Consider the following 14,842-nt stretch of genomic DNA (forward strand, 5'->3'; position numbering starts at 1 on the left):
GGAGCCTTTCAGATGGAAATCATACCGTCCGACGTCATCAAGACACTTCCGAAACAGGAATTTTCGCTCGTTTTTCAAAAGGTAAAAGAGATGGAGAAAACGGGAGCCCAGATCATTAATCTCGGCCAGGGGAATCCCGATCTCCCCACTCCGCCGCATATCGTTGAAACATTGCGGGAGGCTGCGCTGAATCCTTCGTATCACGGATACGGCCCGTTCAGAGGCTATCCGTTTCTGAAAGAAGCCATCGCGGAATTTTATGAGAGAGAGTACGGGGTATCGGTCAATCCGGAGACAGAAGTCGCGCTGTTCGGCGGAGGGAAAGCTGGTTTGTACGTTTTGACGCAATGCCTGCTGAACCCCGGCGATATCGCCTTAGTTCCGAACCCCGGCTACCCTGAGTATTTATCGGGCATTACAATGGCCAGAGCGGAGCTGCATGAGATGCCGCTTCATTCGGAAAACGGCTATCTGCCGGATTTTGAGCGGATTGATCCCGCCGTCCTGAAAAAAGCCAAGCTGATGTTTTTGAATTACCCGAATAACCCGACGGGCGCAACTGCGGATCAGGCGTTTTATGAAAAAGCGGCAGCGTTTGCAAAAAAACATGACATCCACCTTATTCACGATTTTGCATACGGCGCGTTCGAATTTGATCAGAACCCGGCCAGCTTTCTTCAGGCGAAAGAAGCGAAAACGGTCGGCGCGGAGCTTTATTCATTTTCGAAAACCTTCAATATGGCAGGCTGGAGAATGGCATTTGCCGTGGGGAATGAGAAAATCATTCAGGCGGTCAATGAGTTTCAGGATCACGTCTTCGTCGGCATGTTCGGCGGTCTTCAGCAGGCGGCAGCGGCGGCGCTGTCAGGAAGTCCTGAGCATACGGAGCGTCTGAAGCGCACATATAAAGAACGGATTGACTTTTTCACGGCGTTATGTGAAAAGGAATTAGGCTGGAGCATTGAAAAACCGAAAGGGACTTTTTATGTATGGGCTGAAATTCCGAATGAATTCGAGTCTTCACACCAGTTTTCGGACTATCTGCTGGAGCATGCCCATGTTGTCGTGACGCCCGGCGAGATTTTCGGCAGCGGCGGAAAGCGTTATGTCAGAATATCAATGGTGGCCAAGCAGGGCGATTTGAGGGAATTCGTGCTGCGGATTCAAAAGCTCGGTTTGTCCTTTCCTTCATTACAAGAAACATCCCGCTGAGAGCGGGATGTTTTTATTATATGCTTTTCATGCTGCCGCCGTCGGCTGACACTTGCTGCCCGGTAATATAGGAGGCTTCTTCAGAGGCAAGAAAGGCAGCCAGCGCCGCGGTTTCTTCCGCAGTTCCGACACGCTTCATCGGGACGCCTGAGGCAATCCGTTCTTCCGCTTCCGCTTTAGAAATGCCGTTTTGCTTCATGACATTCTTCACGAATTGGTGATAACGGTCTGTGGCGATAAATCCGGGATTCAGACAGTTGACAGTAATGTGAAAAGGCGCAAGCTGAATGGCGATGTTTTTGCTGGCATTAATTAAAGCGGCGTTCATCATGCTGTTGGTAAACATATTGGCGCCGGGTTCTTTCCATAGGTTTCCGACGATATTAATGATTCTGCCGAATTCGTGCTGTTTCATGATTGCTGCGGCCGTTTTCATAGAGTCGATATAAGCGATTGTTTTATTCGTAAAGGTATTTGTCATATCCTCTATATCGCAGTTTTCAAAAGTATCCGGCGAGCCGCCCGGAATGTTGTTGATCAATACATCAAGCCGTCCGCATTGTGATCTGATCTCTTCAAAAATGCCGGCTCTCGTCTTCTGGTCCGACATATCCCCGGCCAGAACGGTGACGCCCGCATCCGGATGTTTGGCGAGGATCTCTTCTTTTACCGATTCGATATTTTCGGGAACTCGTGAATTAATGACGGTATGAAAGCCATTGTCCGCCAGTTTCAGAGCGATCGCTTTGCCGATCCCCTGACTGGCTCCCATAATAAATGCGGTTCGTTTTGACAACTGTCTGCACCCCTTTACCAAAATGGAATCTCCTTTACATCGTAAAAAAAAATGATAAAAATAGCAAATTTTATTTAAATTCTGACAAAGGAAAAACCCGCCGGACAGGCGGGTGGGTGTTACATACGATCAATACTTTTTTGTTTCATAATGAGCAATTGAATATCAATTTAATAGGAAAGATTTTAATGCTTGGTCTCTAGGTGGAATGATAATGAAGGGTTTCTAATTAATAAAAGCTGATTGTCAGTATTTCTTATTTAGAATGAGGATCGATATAAATGCTGTACTGATAACTAACGAGGAAATTAAGAGTAAAATCTGCTCTTTGTCTAGGTTGATTAAATTAAAATAAAATATTGTCAAGAAAATGAAAAGATAAATTAAGGTCAGCATAAAAGTATAGGCTAAGCTCTTCTGTATTATAAACTTTCCTCGTTCATCTCTTTTAAATGGTAACGATGGGAAGGTAGTCCATAGAACAAAGCTTATTATTGAAAGAGTTAAGATGGGAAAAGTTATTGAAGGTAATTTTGTTTGCGTAAATATTGATAGTGCTATAAAAGCTCCCGAGACGATAATGAAAAAAACAAAAGATATTAAAAAAAAGTTCTTCTTCATTTTTATTCCTCCTCTAACAAAAATATATTCTCTACACTTTCCCTGAAAATCTTTGCTATTTTCAAAGCTAAGGGCAGGGAGGGATTATATTTCCCATTCTCAATTGAAATGATGGTTTGTCTGGACACTTTTAATTTCAAGGCTAACGTTTCCTGTGAATAAGAATGTCTCTGTCTAATTTCTTTTAACCGATTTTTCACTCATATTTCACCTCATTTCGATACAACGATTTCTAAAGATGTAAAGCCAACTCTATGTAAAGCGCACTTTACATCACTCCCAAATGTTTATCAATGTTTTTTCGATTTGTTTCTGAATAGTATTGAAAAAAGCCTGATTTTTAAAATCAGGCTTTAACAACATATTACACGTGCAAAAACTTCGGAAGCGTGTCGAGAGACAAGCGGTTTCCGACAAAAAATGAACCGAATTCGCCGTAGCGCGCGCTGACTTCATCAAAGCGCATTTCGTAAACAAGTTTTTTGAACTGAAGCACATCATCGCTGAAGAGCGTGACGCCCCATTCGTAATCATCAAAACCGACAGATCCCGTGATAATCTGTTTGACTTTGCCGGCATAGCTCCGTCCGATCAAGCCGTGGCTTCTCATCAGATTTCTGCGTTCATCCATAGAAAGCATGTACCAGTTGTCATTGCCGCTTCTTCTTTTATCCATCGGATAGAAGCAGACGTATTTCGCTTCAGGCAGCTCAGGATACAGGCGGGCGCGGACATGCGGATTTTCATACGGATCGCCTTCTCCGCTTGCCAGGTAGTTGCTCAGCTCAACCACGGACACGTAAGAATAAGCCGGGATTGTAAATTCAGCAAGCTTTGATTTGTTAAATTCAAGCTCGATTTCGTTCAGCTCTTCCATTGTCGGGCGAAGAATCATCAGCATGAAATCAGCTTTCTGTCCGACGATGCTGTAGATGGTTTGCGAGCCTTTGCCTTCTTTTTGGGCGACGCCCCATTTTTCAAGCAGTCCCGTAAATTCGTGAATAATCGACAGGCGCTCATCGCTGGATAACATCTTCCATGACGTCCAGTCCATTGTGCGGAAATCGTGAAGCGCGTACCAGCCGTCAAGCGTTTGGGCGGCTTCGTTCGTTTTTTGCTGCTCACTCATGTATCTTCACTCCTATATCTATTCATTGATGCCTTCACTATATCACAGTTTAACCGTTTCGGCTGTGGAGAAACCTTGAATAATCCGAAGCCTTGTGTCAGAAACTATGCCGTGAACAAACGGTCAATTAAATTAGTTAGAAAAATAAGATTTCTTTTTGAAAGCGCTATAATGGAAGTTGGTTATTTGAATTTAGCTGGAAGAAGAGTATGCTGTAAAAGTAAGCGTTTTTTGTCAACATAGAGGAGGGTATATCGTGGCAGATTTATTTACAAAAGTACAAGAAAAAGTCGCAGGAAAAGATGTGAAAATCGTATTTCCTGAAGGGTTGGACGAACGTATCCTGGTTGCGGTCAACAACTTGGCGGGCAACAAGGTATTAAAGCCGATCGTAGTCGGCAATAAAGAAGACATTCAAGCAAAAGCGAAAGAATTAAACCTTACGCTTGACGGCGTGGACATTTTTGACCCGCATACATATGAAGGCATGGAAGAACTCGTTCAGGCTTTCGTAGAACGCCGCAAAGGCAAAGCGACGGAAGAACAGGCCCGCAAAGCTTTGCTGGACGAAAACTATTTCGGCACGATGCTTGTGTACAAAGGTCTCGCAGACGGACTTGTCAGCGGAGCTGCACATTCTACAGCCGATACGGTGCGCCCTGCACTTCAAATCATTAAAACAAAAGAAGGCGTGAAAAAAACATCAGGAGTCTTCATCATGGCCCGCGGTGACGAGCAATATGTATTCGCTGATTGCGCGATCAACATTGCCCCTGACAGCCAGGACCTTGCCGAAATCGCCATTGAAAGCGCCAATACGGCTCAAATGTTTGACATTGACCCGCGCGTTGCCATGCTCAGCTTCTCTACAAAAGGATCGGCGAAATCAGACGAGACGGACAAAGTGGCTGAAGCCGTGAAAATTGCGAAGGAAAAAGCGCCTGAGCTTACGCTGGACGGCGAATTCCAATTCGACGCTGCATTTGTGCCGTCTGTCGCGGAGAAAAAAGCTCCGGACTCCGACATTAAAGGAGACGCGAATGTATTTGTATTCCCAAGCCTTGAAGCAGGAAACATCGGCTACAAAATCGCTCAGCGCTTAGGCGGCTTTGAAGCGGTCGGACCGATTCTGCAAGGATTGAATATGCCTGTAAACGATCTTTCCAGAGGATGTAATGCGGAAGACGTCTACAATCTTGCGTTAATTACGGCTGCTCAAGCGCTGTAATCCGCAAAAGCCGGCCTTTACGAGGGCCGGCATTTTTTATAGAAAAAACGTCACTGCGGCCCAGCCGAACAGGGACAAACAGAGAGAGCCAATCAAGCCTGCTGCGAGCGCCCGCCAGCCGTTATGACGAAACGCCGATATATGGACTTTCAAACCGAGACCCGCCATCGCCATGCCGATTAAAACATAAGACACTTGAACAAGAAATTCGGAATGCGCGGCTGAAATGACGCCTGATGTATGGATGGCGCTCATTCCGAGAAATCCGAAGATAAACCAAGGGATGGGGAGTGAAGCGGCAGAAGCCGTCTTTGACTTTCCGCTGCGGCGAGCCCGCATTCCGAGCATGAATGCGGCCGGGACGAGCAGCGCGACCCGGGTCAGTTTGACGATCACCGCCATCTCGACGGCTGCTTTTCCTCCGGCGCTGCCGGCCGCCGCCGCATGCGCCACCTCGTGAAGCGTTGCCCCGCAAAAGGCTCCGTAAGCCGCAGGAGAAAAGCCCAATCCATGATAAGAAAGAGAATATACAACAGTAAAAACGGTTCCTAATAACGAAACGGCGGCCGCGCTGATGGCGGCTGCATTTTCATTTGATCTGATCTGCGGCGCGATCGCGGCAATGGCAGCCGCCCCGCAGATCGCTGTGCCGCAGGCTGTCAGCGTGCTGAGTGTCTGATCTATACGGAACAGCCGGGACAGTCCGTATACAACGGCACCCGCAAACATCATACAGCAGACGGCAATTGCAAATACGTGCCAGCCCGCATGATAGATATCCGCCAGATTCAGTCTCATACCAAGCAGGATGATGCCTGCTTTCAGCAAGTATTTGCTTGAGAACGCGATCCCCGGCTCTAATGCCGCCCGCTGTCCGAATACGGCGCGCCAAAGCATGCCGATCAGCATTGCAAGGACAAGCATTCCGAACATATGCAAAAACGGCAGGCGGCTGACATAGAAAGCCGCAAACGCAATTCCTGCGGTAACTGAAACACCTTTTACCACCTTCATCTCAGTCACTTCCCATTATCTTGATAACTCCACTTTACTGCGGTCTTAATCATTAGTAAAATATATTTATATGATCTAAACGATTAGGAAAAATAATGATTAGGGGCGATGCTTTTTGTATTATGGGGAACTAAAAACATTCATTGCCGTCGTGGAAGAAAAAAACTTTACAAAGGCGGCGCAGAAGCTGATGATTTCTCAGCCGAGCGTCAGCCTTCACATTAAAAACCTGGAGAAAGAATTTCAAACCGCCTTGCTGAACCGCTCTCCGAAGCACTTTACGACTACGCCGACGGGGGACATACTCTATCAGCGAGCCAAGCAGATGGTCTTTTTGTACGAACAGGCCAAATCCGAAATTTACGCCCATCATCATTATGTCAAAGGGAAGCTCAAAATCGCCGCGAGCTTTACCATCGGCGAATATATTCTGCCGCCGCTTCTCGCAAAGCTTCATGACGAGTATCCCGAGCTGAACCTGGACGTCATGATCGGAAACACGGAGGAGGTCAGCGAAGCGGTTCGGATGCTTCAAGCCGATATCGGATTAATTGAAGGGCATACGGGGAAAAACGAGCTCGACATTCAGCCGTTTATGGAGGATGAATTGTGCATTGCCGCACCGAACGGACACCCGCTCGCCGGCAGAAAAAACATCCCGGCTGCCGACTTGCAAAATCAAGCGTGGGTGACGAGGGAGAAGGGTTCGGGAACGAGGGAATATTTAGACCACGTTCTTCAATCAAACGGACTGCGGCCGAAATCCATGATGACGATCAGCAGCAACCAGGGCGTCAAAGAAGCCGTGATCAGCGGAATGGGTCTTTCCGTTCTGTCAAAAAGCGTGCTGCAAAAGGATCTGCTTCACGGCAGCATTTCCGTGCTTGAGATAAAAGGATTCTCCTTAAAACGGAAGCTGTCTATCATCCAATCTTCCATTATGGAGAACACAAAAAACAAAGAAATCTTCATCGCACTTTTGAAAAGCCAATTTCAATCATCTCAAGCGGAGTGATATAATAAATGCATGGAAAGCCTATGACGAAAGGGATTTAATATAGATGGGAAAGCAACCGATTGATTTACTGATGCAGCCGAGCTGGAGAATCATTGACCAATCCAGCCTCGGCCCTTATTTTGATGCGAAGCAGTCATTCGCAATGGATGATACGCTGTGCGCCTCCGTAGGCAAAGGGGAATCGCCTGCGACGGCACGCTCCTGGGTGCACCACCGGACGATCGTGCTCGGCATTCAGGACACGCGCCTGCCGTTTTTAGAGGACGGCGTGAAATTGCTGGAGGACGAAGGCTACCGTGTCATTGTCCGCAATTCCGGAGGCCTCGCCGTCGTACTGGACGAAGGCGTATTGAATATCTCGCTTATTTTTGAAGATGAGAAAAAAGGCATCGACATCGACAGAGGCTACGAGGCGATGACAGAGCTGGTGCGGCGGATGCTGCGTCCGCATAATGCCGAACTTAAAGCATATGAAATTAAAGGATCGTACTGTCCGGGCAGCTACGATCTCAGCATCGGCGGCCGAAAATTCGCGGGAATCTCACAAAGGCGCCTGCGGGGCGGAACCGCGGTTCAGATTTACCTCTGCGCCGATAAAAGCGGAAGCGAACGCGCCGATCTGATCAGACGTTTCTATCAAGCCGCTTTAAAAGACAAAAGCAACGATACAAAAGGCGTATATCCCGATATCCGGCCCGAAACGATGGCTTCATTAAGCGAATTGCTGCAAACGGACATTACCGTGCAAGACTTAATGCTGGCGCTTTTGACCGAACTGAAGGAACTCAGCGGACGCCTGTATGCAGCCGAATTATCGCCGGAAGAGGAAATGGTATTTGAAAAAAATCTGACCCGAATGCTGGAACGGAATGAGAAGGTGTTCGGCACGCAGGAAAGCTTGGACTAAGTCCGGGCTTTTTTTGTTTTTGGTAATTATATACTATTTAGTTATAGTGAAAAAGAAGTGTTATATGAAAACTAGTTTACATTATATACCTTATTTGATTAATATATTTATGTAGGTTCCAAATAATTCTATAAACTGAAGGAGATGGAGATATGAACTTTAAAAAAATAAAAGAAGAAAAAAGAATCACGATCCCGACGCATTTGTTAGCCGGAGATGCGGAACAATCAGGCAATTCTTTCGCTTGGAGCGGCTGGGTGCTTGTAGTGCCGAGCCAAGAAGACAATCAAAACCCGAATTTGAATTTCTCTGATTTAGCCGCTCAAAAGTAGGATAATCACTGTTTGGAGCCTACACATCTGAGACGAGGCGGTGAGAGTGTGACACAAGAGTATATAAGAGAAATTAAGCGGGGAGCACTGTCATGGATTGTTAAAAATATCCATTACTTTGATATGAATCATAAAGTAGCGAATGATTTCAGGTGGCGCCTTAAAACATTTATAGAACTCATTTTTCTTACCAATTACCTGATCAGAAATCAGGCAGATGATAAGGAAGTTGCTGTTTTAACGGAGTTTATTACAGAAAGGCTCCGTAATGATCAGCTTGAAGAATTTATTCATTTTGATCCGGACGGTCTCGCCGGATTGGCTATTGCGGGTGAATTTCTTACCTTGACTGATCATCCGTCACGGGCTTCGGTGATATGGGAGCTGGAAAAATTCACGGCAGCGCGTTTTGATCGCAGCCTTGCTAAAATTCCCTTTCGGAAAATGGATCTGAAGTACAGTCTGCAAAGAGCAGGCGTAACCTCGAAAATAACGGATTTTTCTGACTTATATCACTACACAGCAGCTGGTCAGGATATCCCAAATACATATATGACGGATCATGATGCGTACAGCATCACTCATACGATTTTTTATATAACAGACATGGGATGTTCTTCGCTTACGGATAAAGAGTATCATCTGCCGTCCTTAAAAGAAAAGGTCCTGAAATTTCTCGGGATCTATATCTGTCTTGAGAATTTAGATATTACCAGTGAATTATTGATGTGCAGCTCTTTTTTACATATCGACATGGATAAGGACAACCATAAACCGCTCTATGAAGCAGCTTGGAATAAAATCTATCAGGGCCGAATGAAAGAGGGGAATATCCCGAGCATCACCTATCAACATAAACCCGGTTTGAAAGGTGAACAGCGAAGAGAAGATGTGTTTAAACATTGCTATCATACAACACTTGTCGCCGCGGGTGCCGCGCATGCCTGTCTTAGAGCAGAAAGGAACGATTAACTTGAACAGATTAGCTGAAGAGGCGGATCAATTTTTATTATCTTTTGCTGAACAATCGCTTCCGGATCAAAAGAGCATTGAGCTGTTTGCCGGCTTCTGCAAATACTACAGGAAGACGAGCCATTCTTCCGCTGTAAAAGAACATACTGAAAGGATTGCCTCCGCTTTCGTTGATAAGTCATGCTGGGAAGATCTGTTTCACTGTAATACGGCCATTGTCAATGAGTTGATTCATATCTATTTAACGGCAAAAGCTTATAAAAAGAAGCAGGCAATGGATTCGGATGATCAAGTCATACGTCACGGATTGCAAAACGGCTATCTTATAAAAAAAGAATGGCCTTATTTTAAATACGCCGAATTCGCCGGTTTGCTGAGCGAGCTGGGAATGTCAACTGACCATGAAAAAGTGCGCTTTTACAAGAATTCGATGTTTCAGCCTTTGCTCCATGACGCATGGAAAAGAACAGCTGAAAACGAGCTGGGGTTTGTCGAGTACTGTCTTCTTCATTTAGATCAGGGAGAGCATCTGCTTCATCCCGGCTTGAAGGCCTCCATTCAAAAATGGCTTGTGTTTTGTCTCGGCAGCCGAAAAATGAAACAGCTGTGCAATATGTTATTTATCCAATCGTGTATCGATCCATTTTTTTATGGCTGTCAAGCGGCTCTTCATCATATAAATAACGGGAATCCATCCATTCATTGTGCTCCGGCTCTTCTGCCGGCGATTGAGATTCTGAATCTGGAGTGTGGAACATGCGGATAGTCAAGGAACATTTTAATATAAAAAAAACAGAAGAATGGCTGCTGGGTTTTTGGAAGAACATTCAGCTGCAGCCGGAAGAAATGGAAGCAGATGATCTCATGCACCTGTTTTGCGGTTTAGCGGCATGTCATCACTTTGAAAAAAGAAAGGATACAGAAGAAGTCATTCTATTCTTAGACCGTTATTTTGGAGAAAAAACGCACGAATGCCATCCGGTCCTGTTCGCGTATGTGTATCATATATACCGCAGGATGAATGCCGCAAAAAGCATCTTTTTTCATAACGGACTTGAACAAATGATCCGCGGTTTACAAGAGGAACTGAAATCAGAGCCTTCCTCTATGATCCTCATGGTGTTAGGGGCTTATTTTGGGGCGGTGACCCCGGAAGAACTGATCGTGGTCTTAGAAACCGCAATGAAACGTGAGGCCGATTTGCTCATGGCACCGGGCGGCATCCAGGAAGAACAGGCGGATGCCCTTTATGCCGTCACTTATTTGCAAATGAAAGAATTGCAGCCTTTTCTCACGGAATGGTACAAAACATCAGACTTTGCTTTTTCAGGTTTAATGTTAGCCGAGTGCAGAAAGTATCACATTGACGCCGTTGCAAAATACACAGCCATTATGAAATTTCTCCAATTCGATGAGGCGCTTTTTATACGGGAAGGGCGGGAATTTCTACGTTTTCAGCAGCGAAGCAGCGGGAGCTTCGGTTATTTGAATCCATTAGCGATGGACCAAGGGGCGGTCAGCGGCAAATTGCTGGACCGGCAGTATTTCCTGCCGTCCGCTCATTATGCCGCCGCCTCTCTGTCTATGCTGTAATGTCTCTCTTTTGAAAGACGGAAAAAGAAATCAATAAACAAATAAAAAAGTAGATCGCTATAACCGTCATGGAATAGGGGATGTTTAACGTTGAAATCGCATCACCCGCGCTTTTATTTACATAAGCAACGAGATTTAGATGCGGAAAGAGCGTAAATTTATACCACGTAAATTGGGCAAGCAAATCAGTTCCGCCCAATATACTGCCGGCAAACAGCAGTAAAATCGATAAGCAAAGGGAGAGCGCCTGGCTTTTGCACAATACTGACAAAGTGAACGCAATGGTGACAATGCTTATAATTGATATGAAACGCAAAAGCAGAATGATTCCGGATGCTTTGATTGAACTGATGGTATACAGACTGTCATTTAAATGAGTATAGACGAGCGGATATGAAGCATTGGAAAAACCGAATAACACGCCGCCGATCAGCAAACAGCTCACACAGTAAAATAAGTAAATCATACCGGTAAACAGAAGGGAGGCCAGAAATTTCGATGTTAAAATCCGCCATCTTCGGTTCGGGCTTGTAGCGATAAACTTAATCGTCCCAAGGGCAAACTCTTTAGAAACAACCCCGCTGACGGTTAAAATCGCGGTTAAGCTTACGAAAATCTCAAGCCCGTTTGAAGTAACCGTGCCGAAAAACCTCCAGCCGTTCCATTCATAAGGGTTGATGTTATGCTCCAAATAATAGTCTTTATTCTTAACATCAGCAGAATAATAAACGCCTGTCGTTTCAGCCGGTTTATCAATTTCTTCCTGTTTTTTTTCGGCGAGAAGCCGTTCTTTCCAATTGTTATCCGAGGAAGCATCTAACTCATGACTCATAATAAGGCCGGCCAGCAAAACGATGAGAAACAGGAAGAAAAGAGATAAAAGTGTGCCTTTTTTTCGGGTTATTTTTATGAATTCGTTCTGCGCCAGATGAAATATGCTCATACCGCGTCCTCCTGATCTGTAATCATCATGTATTTCTCTTCCAATGACAAAGTTCTTGCAGAAACGCGGGAAATCAGAATCTCTTTCTCTGCCAAAGATTTAATGACATACGGGATGGTATCTTCTTCCGCTTCCAATTCAATGACGCGGCTGTCTTTTTGCTGTACTTGAAGAATACCTTCCTGTTCTAATATTTCTTTCGCCCTTGCCGGATGATCGACCGTGACGGTAAACAGCTTTTTCTGACCAAGGTTATGTCTGTTCTTCATGTCTTCAATTCCTAAAATCCGTCCCTTTTTAATGTAGGCAACCCTATCGCAAATCTCCTCCATTTCCGACAATAAATGGCTTGATAATAAAATAGAAACCCCTTGCTTCGCTAAATCAGAAAGAATGGTGCGCAATTCTTTCATACCTTTAGGATCGAGGCCGTTCATCGGTTCATCCAGAATTAATAACCCGGGATTGTGAAGAAGAGAATAAGCGAGCCCCAAGCGCTGTTTCATGCCTAATGAGAAATGTTTCACTTTTTTGCGGGCAGCCTGATCTAGTCCGACTTTTGCAAGGGTATTCATAAGGTCATCCGTTTTCAGCGAGGTGCTCCGCAGTCTGGTGAAATATTTCAGGTTTTGCAAAGCGGTCATATTCGGATACATATCCGGGCCTTCAATGATAACCCCGATATGTCTCATAAAATATTCAAAGTCGCTGTCCGGTCTGCCTCTGAATGAAATGGCTCCTTCTGTTTTTTTAATAAGCTGTACGATCATTCTGAAAATAGTGGTTTTTCCTGAGCCGTTCGGCCCTAAAAGGCCGAATATCTCGCCTTTTCTTACATCGAAAGAAATTGACTGTACAATAGGGGTATGATTGATTGTTTTAGAGACATCTTTTAATATCAGGGCTGGTTCAGTCATGATATTTGCACACCTTCCTTATGATTTAGGGTAAAAGCCGTCAAAACCGAAGAACATGCTTCCGATCAGGCCGGCAGCGATTAAAATGAGAGCAATGCTATACCACATTTTTCGATTCAATGGTTTCCCTCCTTACAACGCTGACATTCCATTTGAAATAGCGCAAAAAGATGCGGAATATCAGTTTCGAAAGATCAAATCCGGCCATAAACACCGCCATACCCGCTCCAAGAACCATACATCCGTTAAAAATGGCTGTTACAATCGGCACTTTTACAAGGAGAAAGAATGATCCGGTCATCAGCATCAGGCCGATCGCCATCAAACTTAACACCGCAACAGAGGCAAAAAGAAACGGTGTCAGCATAAACATGAAGTTGAACATGCCCATACCCAGCATCAGGCCGAATGCTTTGAAAAAGGAGCGCCATGTTTTCTGCTCCTCGGCATCACTGATGAAAATATCCGCTTTTAAGGCGCGCGCAAGTGTTTTGGGGTTTCCTAAATTGCCGGCGATTTGTTCATCGCTTTTTCCTTCAGCGCCGCCCATTTGGAATATTTCGCCGATATCGGCGAGTATCTCTTTTTGCTCAAATTCCGGCAGATCTTTTATTTCCCGCCGGAGATGTTTTAAATATTGGTCTTTACACATTCATTTTCCCTCCTTAATGATGCTGTTCACTTTTTCGGACAGGTCAAGCCATTCCGATTTTAATGTTTGATGATAAAAGGCGCCTTCTTCTGTTACTTTGTAATATTTGCGTGATGGGCCTTGATCGGAAGCTGCTGTATACGTTTTTAGGCAGTTATTTTTTGTGAGTCTTCGTAATATGGGGTAGATGGTGCCCTCCGATACAGGGAACGTTTCACTTATGATCTTGATTAATTCATAACCATATAAATCTTCATAAAGAAGCAGGGACAACACACAAAGTTCCAACGCTCCTTTTCGTAATTGGCTACTCATTTACTATCATTCCCATCATATCTAATAATTGTATTCTCTATACAGTGTATTGCACAGTAGCTAATCGATCAATAATTCCCAAGAACCATTTGGGATGAGGAATTGAATCTTTATGCTTATGTGCGGGCGGGGACCGAGATGCGCAGCCCTTGCGGGAAGAAGGCCTCCTGAACAATGTTTACATTAATATAGATCAGGATTCGCGTCATTGACAAATGGCAAAAACCCCTTTTTCCATGACAAGGAAAGGGGTTTTTTCGTTATTCGGCCATTTTTTCTAAATTGCCGTTCCGGTCCATTTTAAAGGACGGAGAGGCATGTTCGTCGTCTTCAAATAAAACTAGTTTTCTGGCTCTGTTCATAATTTTCACCAAGGTTTCGTAGTCTTCCTGAATGGTTTTTTGATCTTTTTCAAGCTTTTCGACGGCCGCTTCCAGCTGCTCGGTTTTAGACTGAAGTTCTTGGTTTTCCCGTTTTAAACGGTCATTTTCCATTTGCAGGGCGGAAGTTTGCTTTCCGCTGCCTTCATAGCTCTGCAGAAATTGAATGACGTCTGCCATTGTGAGCTCCGCCTTTTGGCTCGGCTGCTGAGGCGCCAGCAAATGTGATAAACTAGCTAACTCTTCCTTGAAGCTTTCATCGACATAAGGCATATGTTCGCCGGACATGACGGCTTGCCGATCCTCTTTTGGCGCTTCCGTTTGAACCGTCTCTTCGGCTGCGGTTTCCTGCATGATGTCCGCATCCGGTGCAGGCGGCTGGTATAATAGTTTCTTCTTGGCCGGCTGGCCGTTTCCGAGCGCGCGCATCCGCTGTTTCCGCTGTTTTTTGGCAAGCTGAAGTGCTTTTTCATATTGATGGCGGACGACGGCATTCCACCTGAATCCGCACGCTGCCGACGTTCTGTTTAATTTATCGCCTACCTCTTCAAAGGCGTTCAGCTGCGTGCTTCCTTCCCGAACGTGACGGAGCACGGTTTCCGCAAGCAGCAGGTCGTTTTCCTCCGACCAGGCGTCCTGTCTTTGTTTTGTCAATGTTCTCAACCCCCAATATCTTTGATGGTATTAGAATGTCCAGATTGGAAAATATTTATACAAATTGGCTGAAAGAATGAGAGATACGCAGAGCCTTGCAGGATAAGATGAATCCTTGTACAATGAGATGTGATGTGATTTTTTTCGTTTTTAAAATTA

17 protein-coding genes are annotated in these 14,842 nt (G+C 45.1%); 8 read left to right on the forward strand and 9 right to left on the reverse strand.

Going from position 1 to position 14,842, the window contains the following annotated elements; all coding sequences use genetic code 11:
* The first annotated feature begins 12 nt into the window (after window positions 1-12).
* Window positions 13-1,212, forward strand: a complete 1,200-nt coding sequence (locus tag RUW00_RS09830; RefSeq protein WP_280144710.1) for a transaminase BacF — start codon at window positions 13-15, stop codon at window positions 1,210-1,212.
* Between the two features lie 16 nt (window positions 1,213-1,228).
* Here the strand turns inward: RUW00_RS09830 and bacG are convergent, their stop codons facing one another.
* From bacG to hemQ, 3 genes are all read right to left on the reverse strand, one after another.
* Window positions 1,229-2,008 (reverse strand): NADPH-dependent reductase BacG, encoded by a 780-nt coding sequence (gene bacG, locus RUW00_RS09835; protein ID WP_007407669.1) that lies wholly within the window; start codon window positions 2,006-2,008, stop codon window positions 1,229-1,231.
* 623 nt (window positions 2,009-2,631) lie between these two features.
* Window positions 2,632-2,829 carry a helix-turn-helix transcriptional regulator gene (locus RUW00_RS09840; protein WP_101562525.1) on the reverse strand — a complete coding sequence of 66 codons (198 nt, stop codon included), beginning with the start codon at window positions 2,827-2,829 and terminating at the stop codon, window positions 2,632-2,634.
* 164 nt (window positions 2,830-2,993) lie between these two features.
* The gene (gene hemQ, locus RUW00_RS09845) at window positions 2,994-3,758 is read right to left on the reverse strand and encodes a hydrogen peroxide-dependent heme synthase (protein WP_003151011.1); all 765 of its coding nucleotides are present in this window, start codon (window positions 3,756-3,758) and stop codon (window positions 2,994-2,996) included.
* A 256-nt stretch (window positions 3,759-4,014) separates the two neighbouring features.
* Between hemQ and pta the strand changes: the two genes are divergently transcribed.
* Window positions 4,015-4,986, forward strand: coding sequence for a phosphate acetyltransferase (gene pta, locus RUW00_RS09850; protein WP_003151012.1), 972 nt, complete (start codon window positions 4,015-4,017; stop codon window positions 4,984-4,986).
* A 36-nt stretch (window positions 4,987-5,022) separates the two neighbouring features.
* Here the strand turns inward: pta and RUW00_RS09855 are convergent, their stop codons facing one another.
* Complete coding sequence (locus RUW00_RS09855) at window positions 5,023-6,000, reverse strand: YeiH family protein (RefSeq protein ID WP_280144709.1); 978 nt, start codon at window positions 5,998-6,000, stop codon at window positions 5,023-5,025.
* Between the two features lie 115 nt (window positions 6,001-6,115).
* Here RUW00_RS09855 and cysL point away from each other — a divergent pair, with 115 nt between their 5' ends.
* The 6 genes from cysL to RUW00_RS09885 all read left to right on the forward strand — a co-directional run bounded on the left by cysL (window position 6,116) and on the right by RUW00_RS09885 (window position 10,822).
* Complete coding sequence (gene cysL / locus RUW00_RS09860; protein ID WP_095271023.1) at window positions 6,116-7,015, forward strand: cysJI operon transcriptional regulator CysL; 900 nt, start codon at window positions 6,116-6,118, stop codon at window positions 7,013-7,015.
* A gap of 46 nt (window positions 7,016-7,061) precedes the next feature.
* Window positions 7,062-7,925: an octanoyl-[GcvH]:protein N-octanoyltransferase gene (gene lipL / locus RUW00_RS09865; protein ID WP_280144708.1), complete on the forward strand. Its 864-nt coding sequence runs from the start codon at window positions 7,062-7,064 to the stop codon at window positions 7,923-7,925.
* Between the two features lie 152 nt (window positions 7,926-8,077).
* Window positions 8,078-8,257, forward strand: a complete 180-nt coding sequence (locus RUW00_RS09870) for a hypothetical protein (protein WP_003151018.1) — start codon at window positions 8,078-8,080, stop codon at window positions 8,255-8,257.
* Between the two features lie 48 nt (window positions 8,258-8,305).
* Window positions 8,306-9,229, forward strand: a complete 924-nt coding sequence (locus RUW00_RS09875) for a DUF6895 family protein (protein WP_095060299.1) — start codon at window positions 8,306-8,308, stop codon at window positions 9,227-9,229.
* Window positions 9,198-9,995 carry a hypothetical protein gene (locus RUW00_RS09880; RefSeq protein WP_280144707.1) on the forward strand — a complete coding sequence of 266 codons (798 nt, stop codon included), beginning with the start codon at window positions 9,198-9,200 and terminating at the stop codon, window positions 9,993-9,995. Before RUW00_RS09875 ends, RUW00_RS09880 begins: the two co-directional genes overlap by 32 nt.
* Window positions 9,986-10,822: a hypothetical protein gene (locus RUW00_RS09885; protein WP_280144706.1), complete on the forward strand. Its 837-nt coding sequence runs from the start codon at window positions 9,986-9,988 to the stop codon at window positions 10,820-10,822. The genes RUW00_RS09880 and RUW00_RS09885 overlap by 10 nt, the downstream gene beginning before the upstream one ends.
* Here RUW00_RS09885 and RUW00_RS09890 read toward each other — a convergent pair.
* From RUW00_RS09890 to RUW00_RS09910, 5 genes are all read right to left on the reverse strand, one after another.
* Window positions 10,812-11,765 (reverse strand): ABC transporter permease, encoded by a 954-nt coding sequence (locus RUW00_RS09890; RefSeq protein WP_280144705.1) that lies wholly within the window; start codon window positions 11,763-11,765, stop codon window positions 10,812-10,814. The genes RUW00_RS09885 and RUW00_RS09890 overlap by 11 nt on opposite strands.
* Window positions 11,762-12,682, reverse strand: coding sequence for an ATP-binding cassette domain-containing protein (locus RUW00_RS09895; protein WP_280144704.1), 921 nt, complete (start codon window positions 12,680-12,682; stop codon window positions 11,762-11,764). Before RUW00_RS09895 ends, RUW00_RS09890 begins: the two co-directional genes overlap by 4 nt.
* A 97-nt stretch (window positions 12,683-12,779) precedes the next feature.
* Window positions 12,780-13,334, reverse strand: coding sequence for an HAAS signaling domain-containing protein (locus tag RUW00_RS09900; protein ID WP_022553942.1), 555 nt, complete (start codon window positions 13,332-13,334; stop codon window positions 12,780-12,782).
* Complete coding sequence (locus tag RUW00_RS09905; protein WP_026092292.1) at window positions 13,335-13,649, reverse strand: PadR family transcriptional regulator; 315 nt, start codon at window positions 13,647-13,649, stop codon at window positions 13,335-13,337.
* Between the two features lie 260 nt (window positions 13,650-13,909).
* A complete protein-coding gene (locus tag RUW00_RS09910) occupies window positions 13,910-14,683 on the reverse strand; it encodes an RsfA family transcriptional regulator (RefSeq protein WP_012118695.1) in 774 nt (257 codons plus the stop codon).
* Between the last annotated feature and the right edge of the window lie 159 nt (window positions 14,684-14,842).

Origin of the sequence: Bacillus sp. IS1, assembly GCF_032461585.1 — a bacterium.
GTDB classification, from domain to species: domain Bacteria; phylum Bacillota; class Bacilli; order Bacillales; family Bacillaceae; genus Bacillus; species Bacillus velezensis.

What these genes read in the sequence shown, in the direction of transcription:
- RUW00_RS09830 (WP_280144710.1), top strand. Translation starts at nt 13, where the DNA reads ATGGAAATCATACCGTCCGACGTCATCAAGACACTTCCGAAACAGGAA.
- hemQ (WP_003151011.1), bottom strand. Translation starts at nt 3,758, where the DNA reads ATGAGTGAGCAGCAAAAAACGAACGAAGCCGCCCAAACGCTTGACGGC.
- RUW00_RS09855 (WP_280144709.1), bottom strand. Translation starts at nt 6,000, where the DNA reads ATGAAGGTGGTAAAAGGTGTTTCAGTTACCGCAGGAATTGCGTTTGCG.
- lipL (WP_280144708.1), top strand. Translation starts at nt 7,062, where the DNA reads ATGGGAAAGCAACCGATTGATTTACTGATGCAGCCGAGCTGGAGAATC.
- RUW00_RS09870 (WP_003151018.1), top strand. Translation starts at nt 8,078, where the DNA reads ATGAACTTTAAAAAAATAAAAGAAGAAAAAAGAATCACGATCCCGACG.
- RUW00_RS09880 (WP_280144707.1), top strand. Translation starts at nt 9,198, where the DNA reads ATGCCTGTCTTAGAGCAGAAAGGAACGATTAACTTGAACAGATTAGCT.
- RUW00_RS09885 (WP_280144706.1), top strand. Translation starts at nt 9,986, where the DNA reads ATGCGGATAGTCAAGGAACATTTTAATATAAAAAAAACAGAAGAATGG.
- RUW00_RS09890 (WP_280144705.1), bottom strand. Translation starts at nt 11,765, where the DNA reads ATGAGCATATTTCATCTGGCGCAGAACGAATTCATAAAAATAACCCGA.
- RUW00_RS09895 (WP_280144704.1), bottom strand. Translation starts at nt 12,682, where the DNA reads ATGACTGAACCAGCCCTGATATTAAAAGATGTCTCTAAAACAATCAAT.
- RUW00_RS09900 (WP_022553942.1), bottom strand. Translation starts at nt 13,334, where the DNA reads ATGTGTAAAGACCAATATTTAAAACATCTCCGGCGGGAAATAAAAGAT.
- RUW00_RS09905 (WP_026092292.1), bottom strand. Translation starts at nt 13,649, where the DNA reads ATGAGTAGCCAATTACGAAAAGGAGCGTTGGAACTTTGTGTGTTGTCC.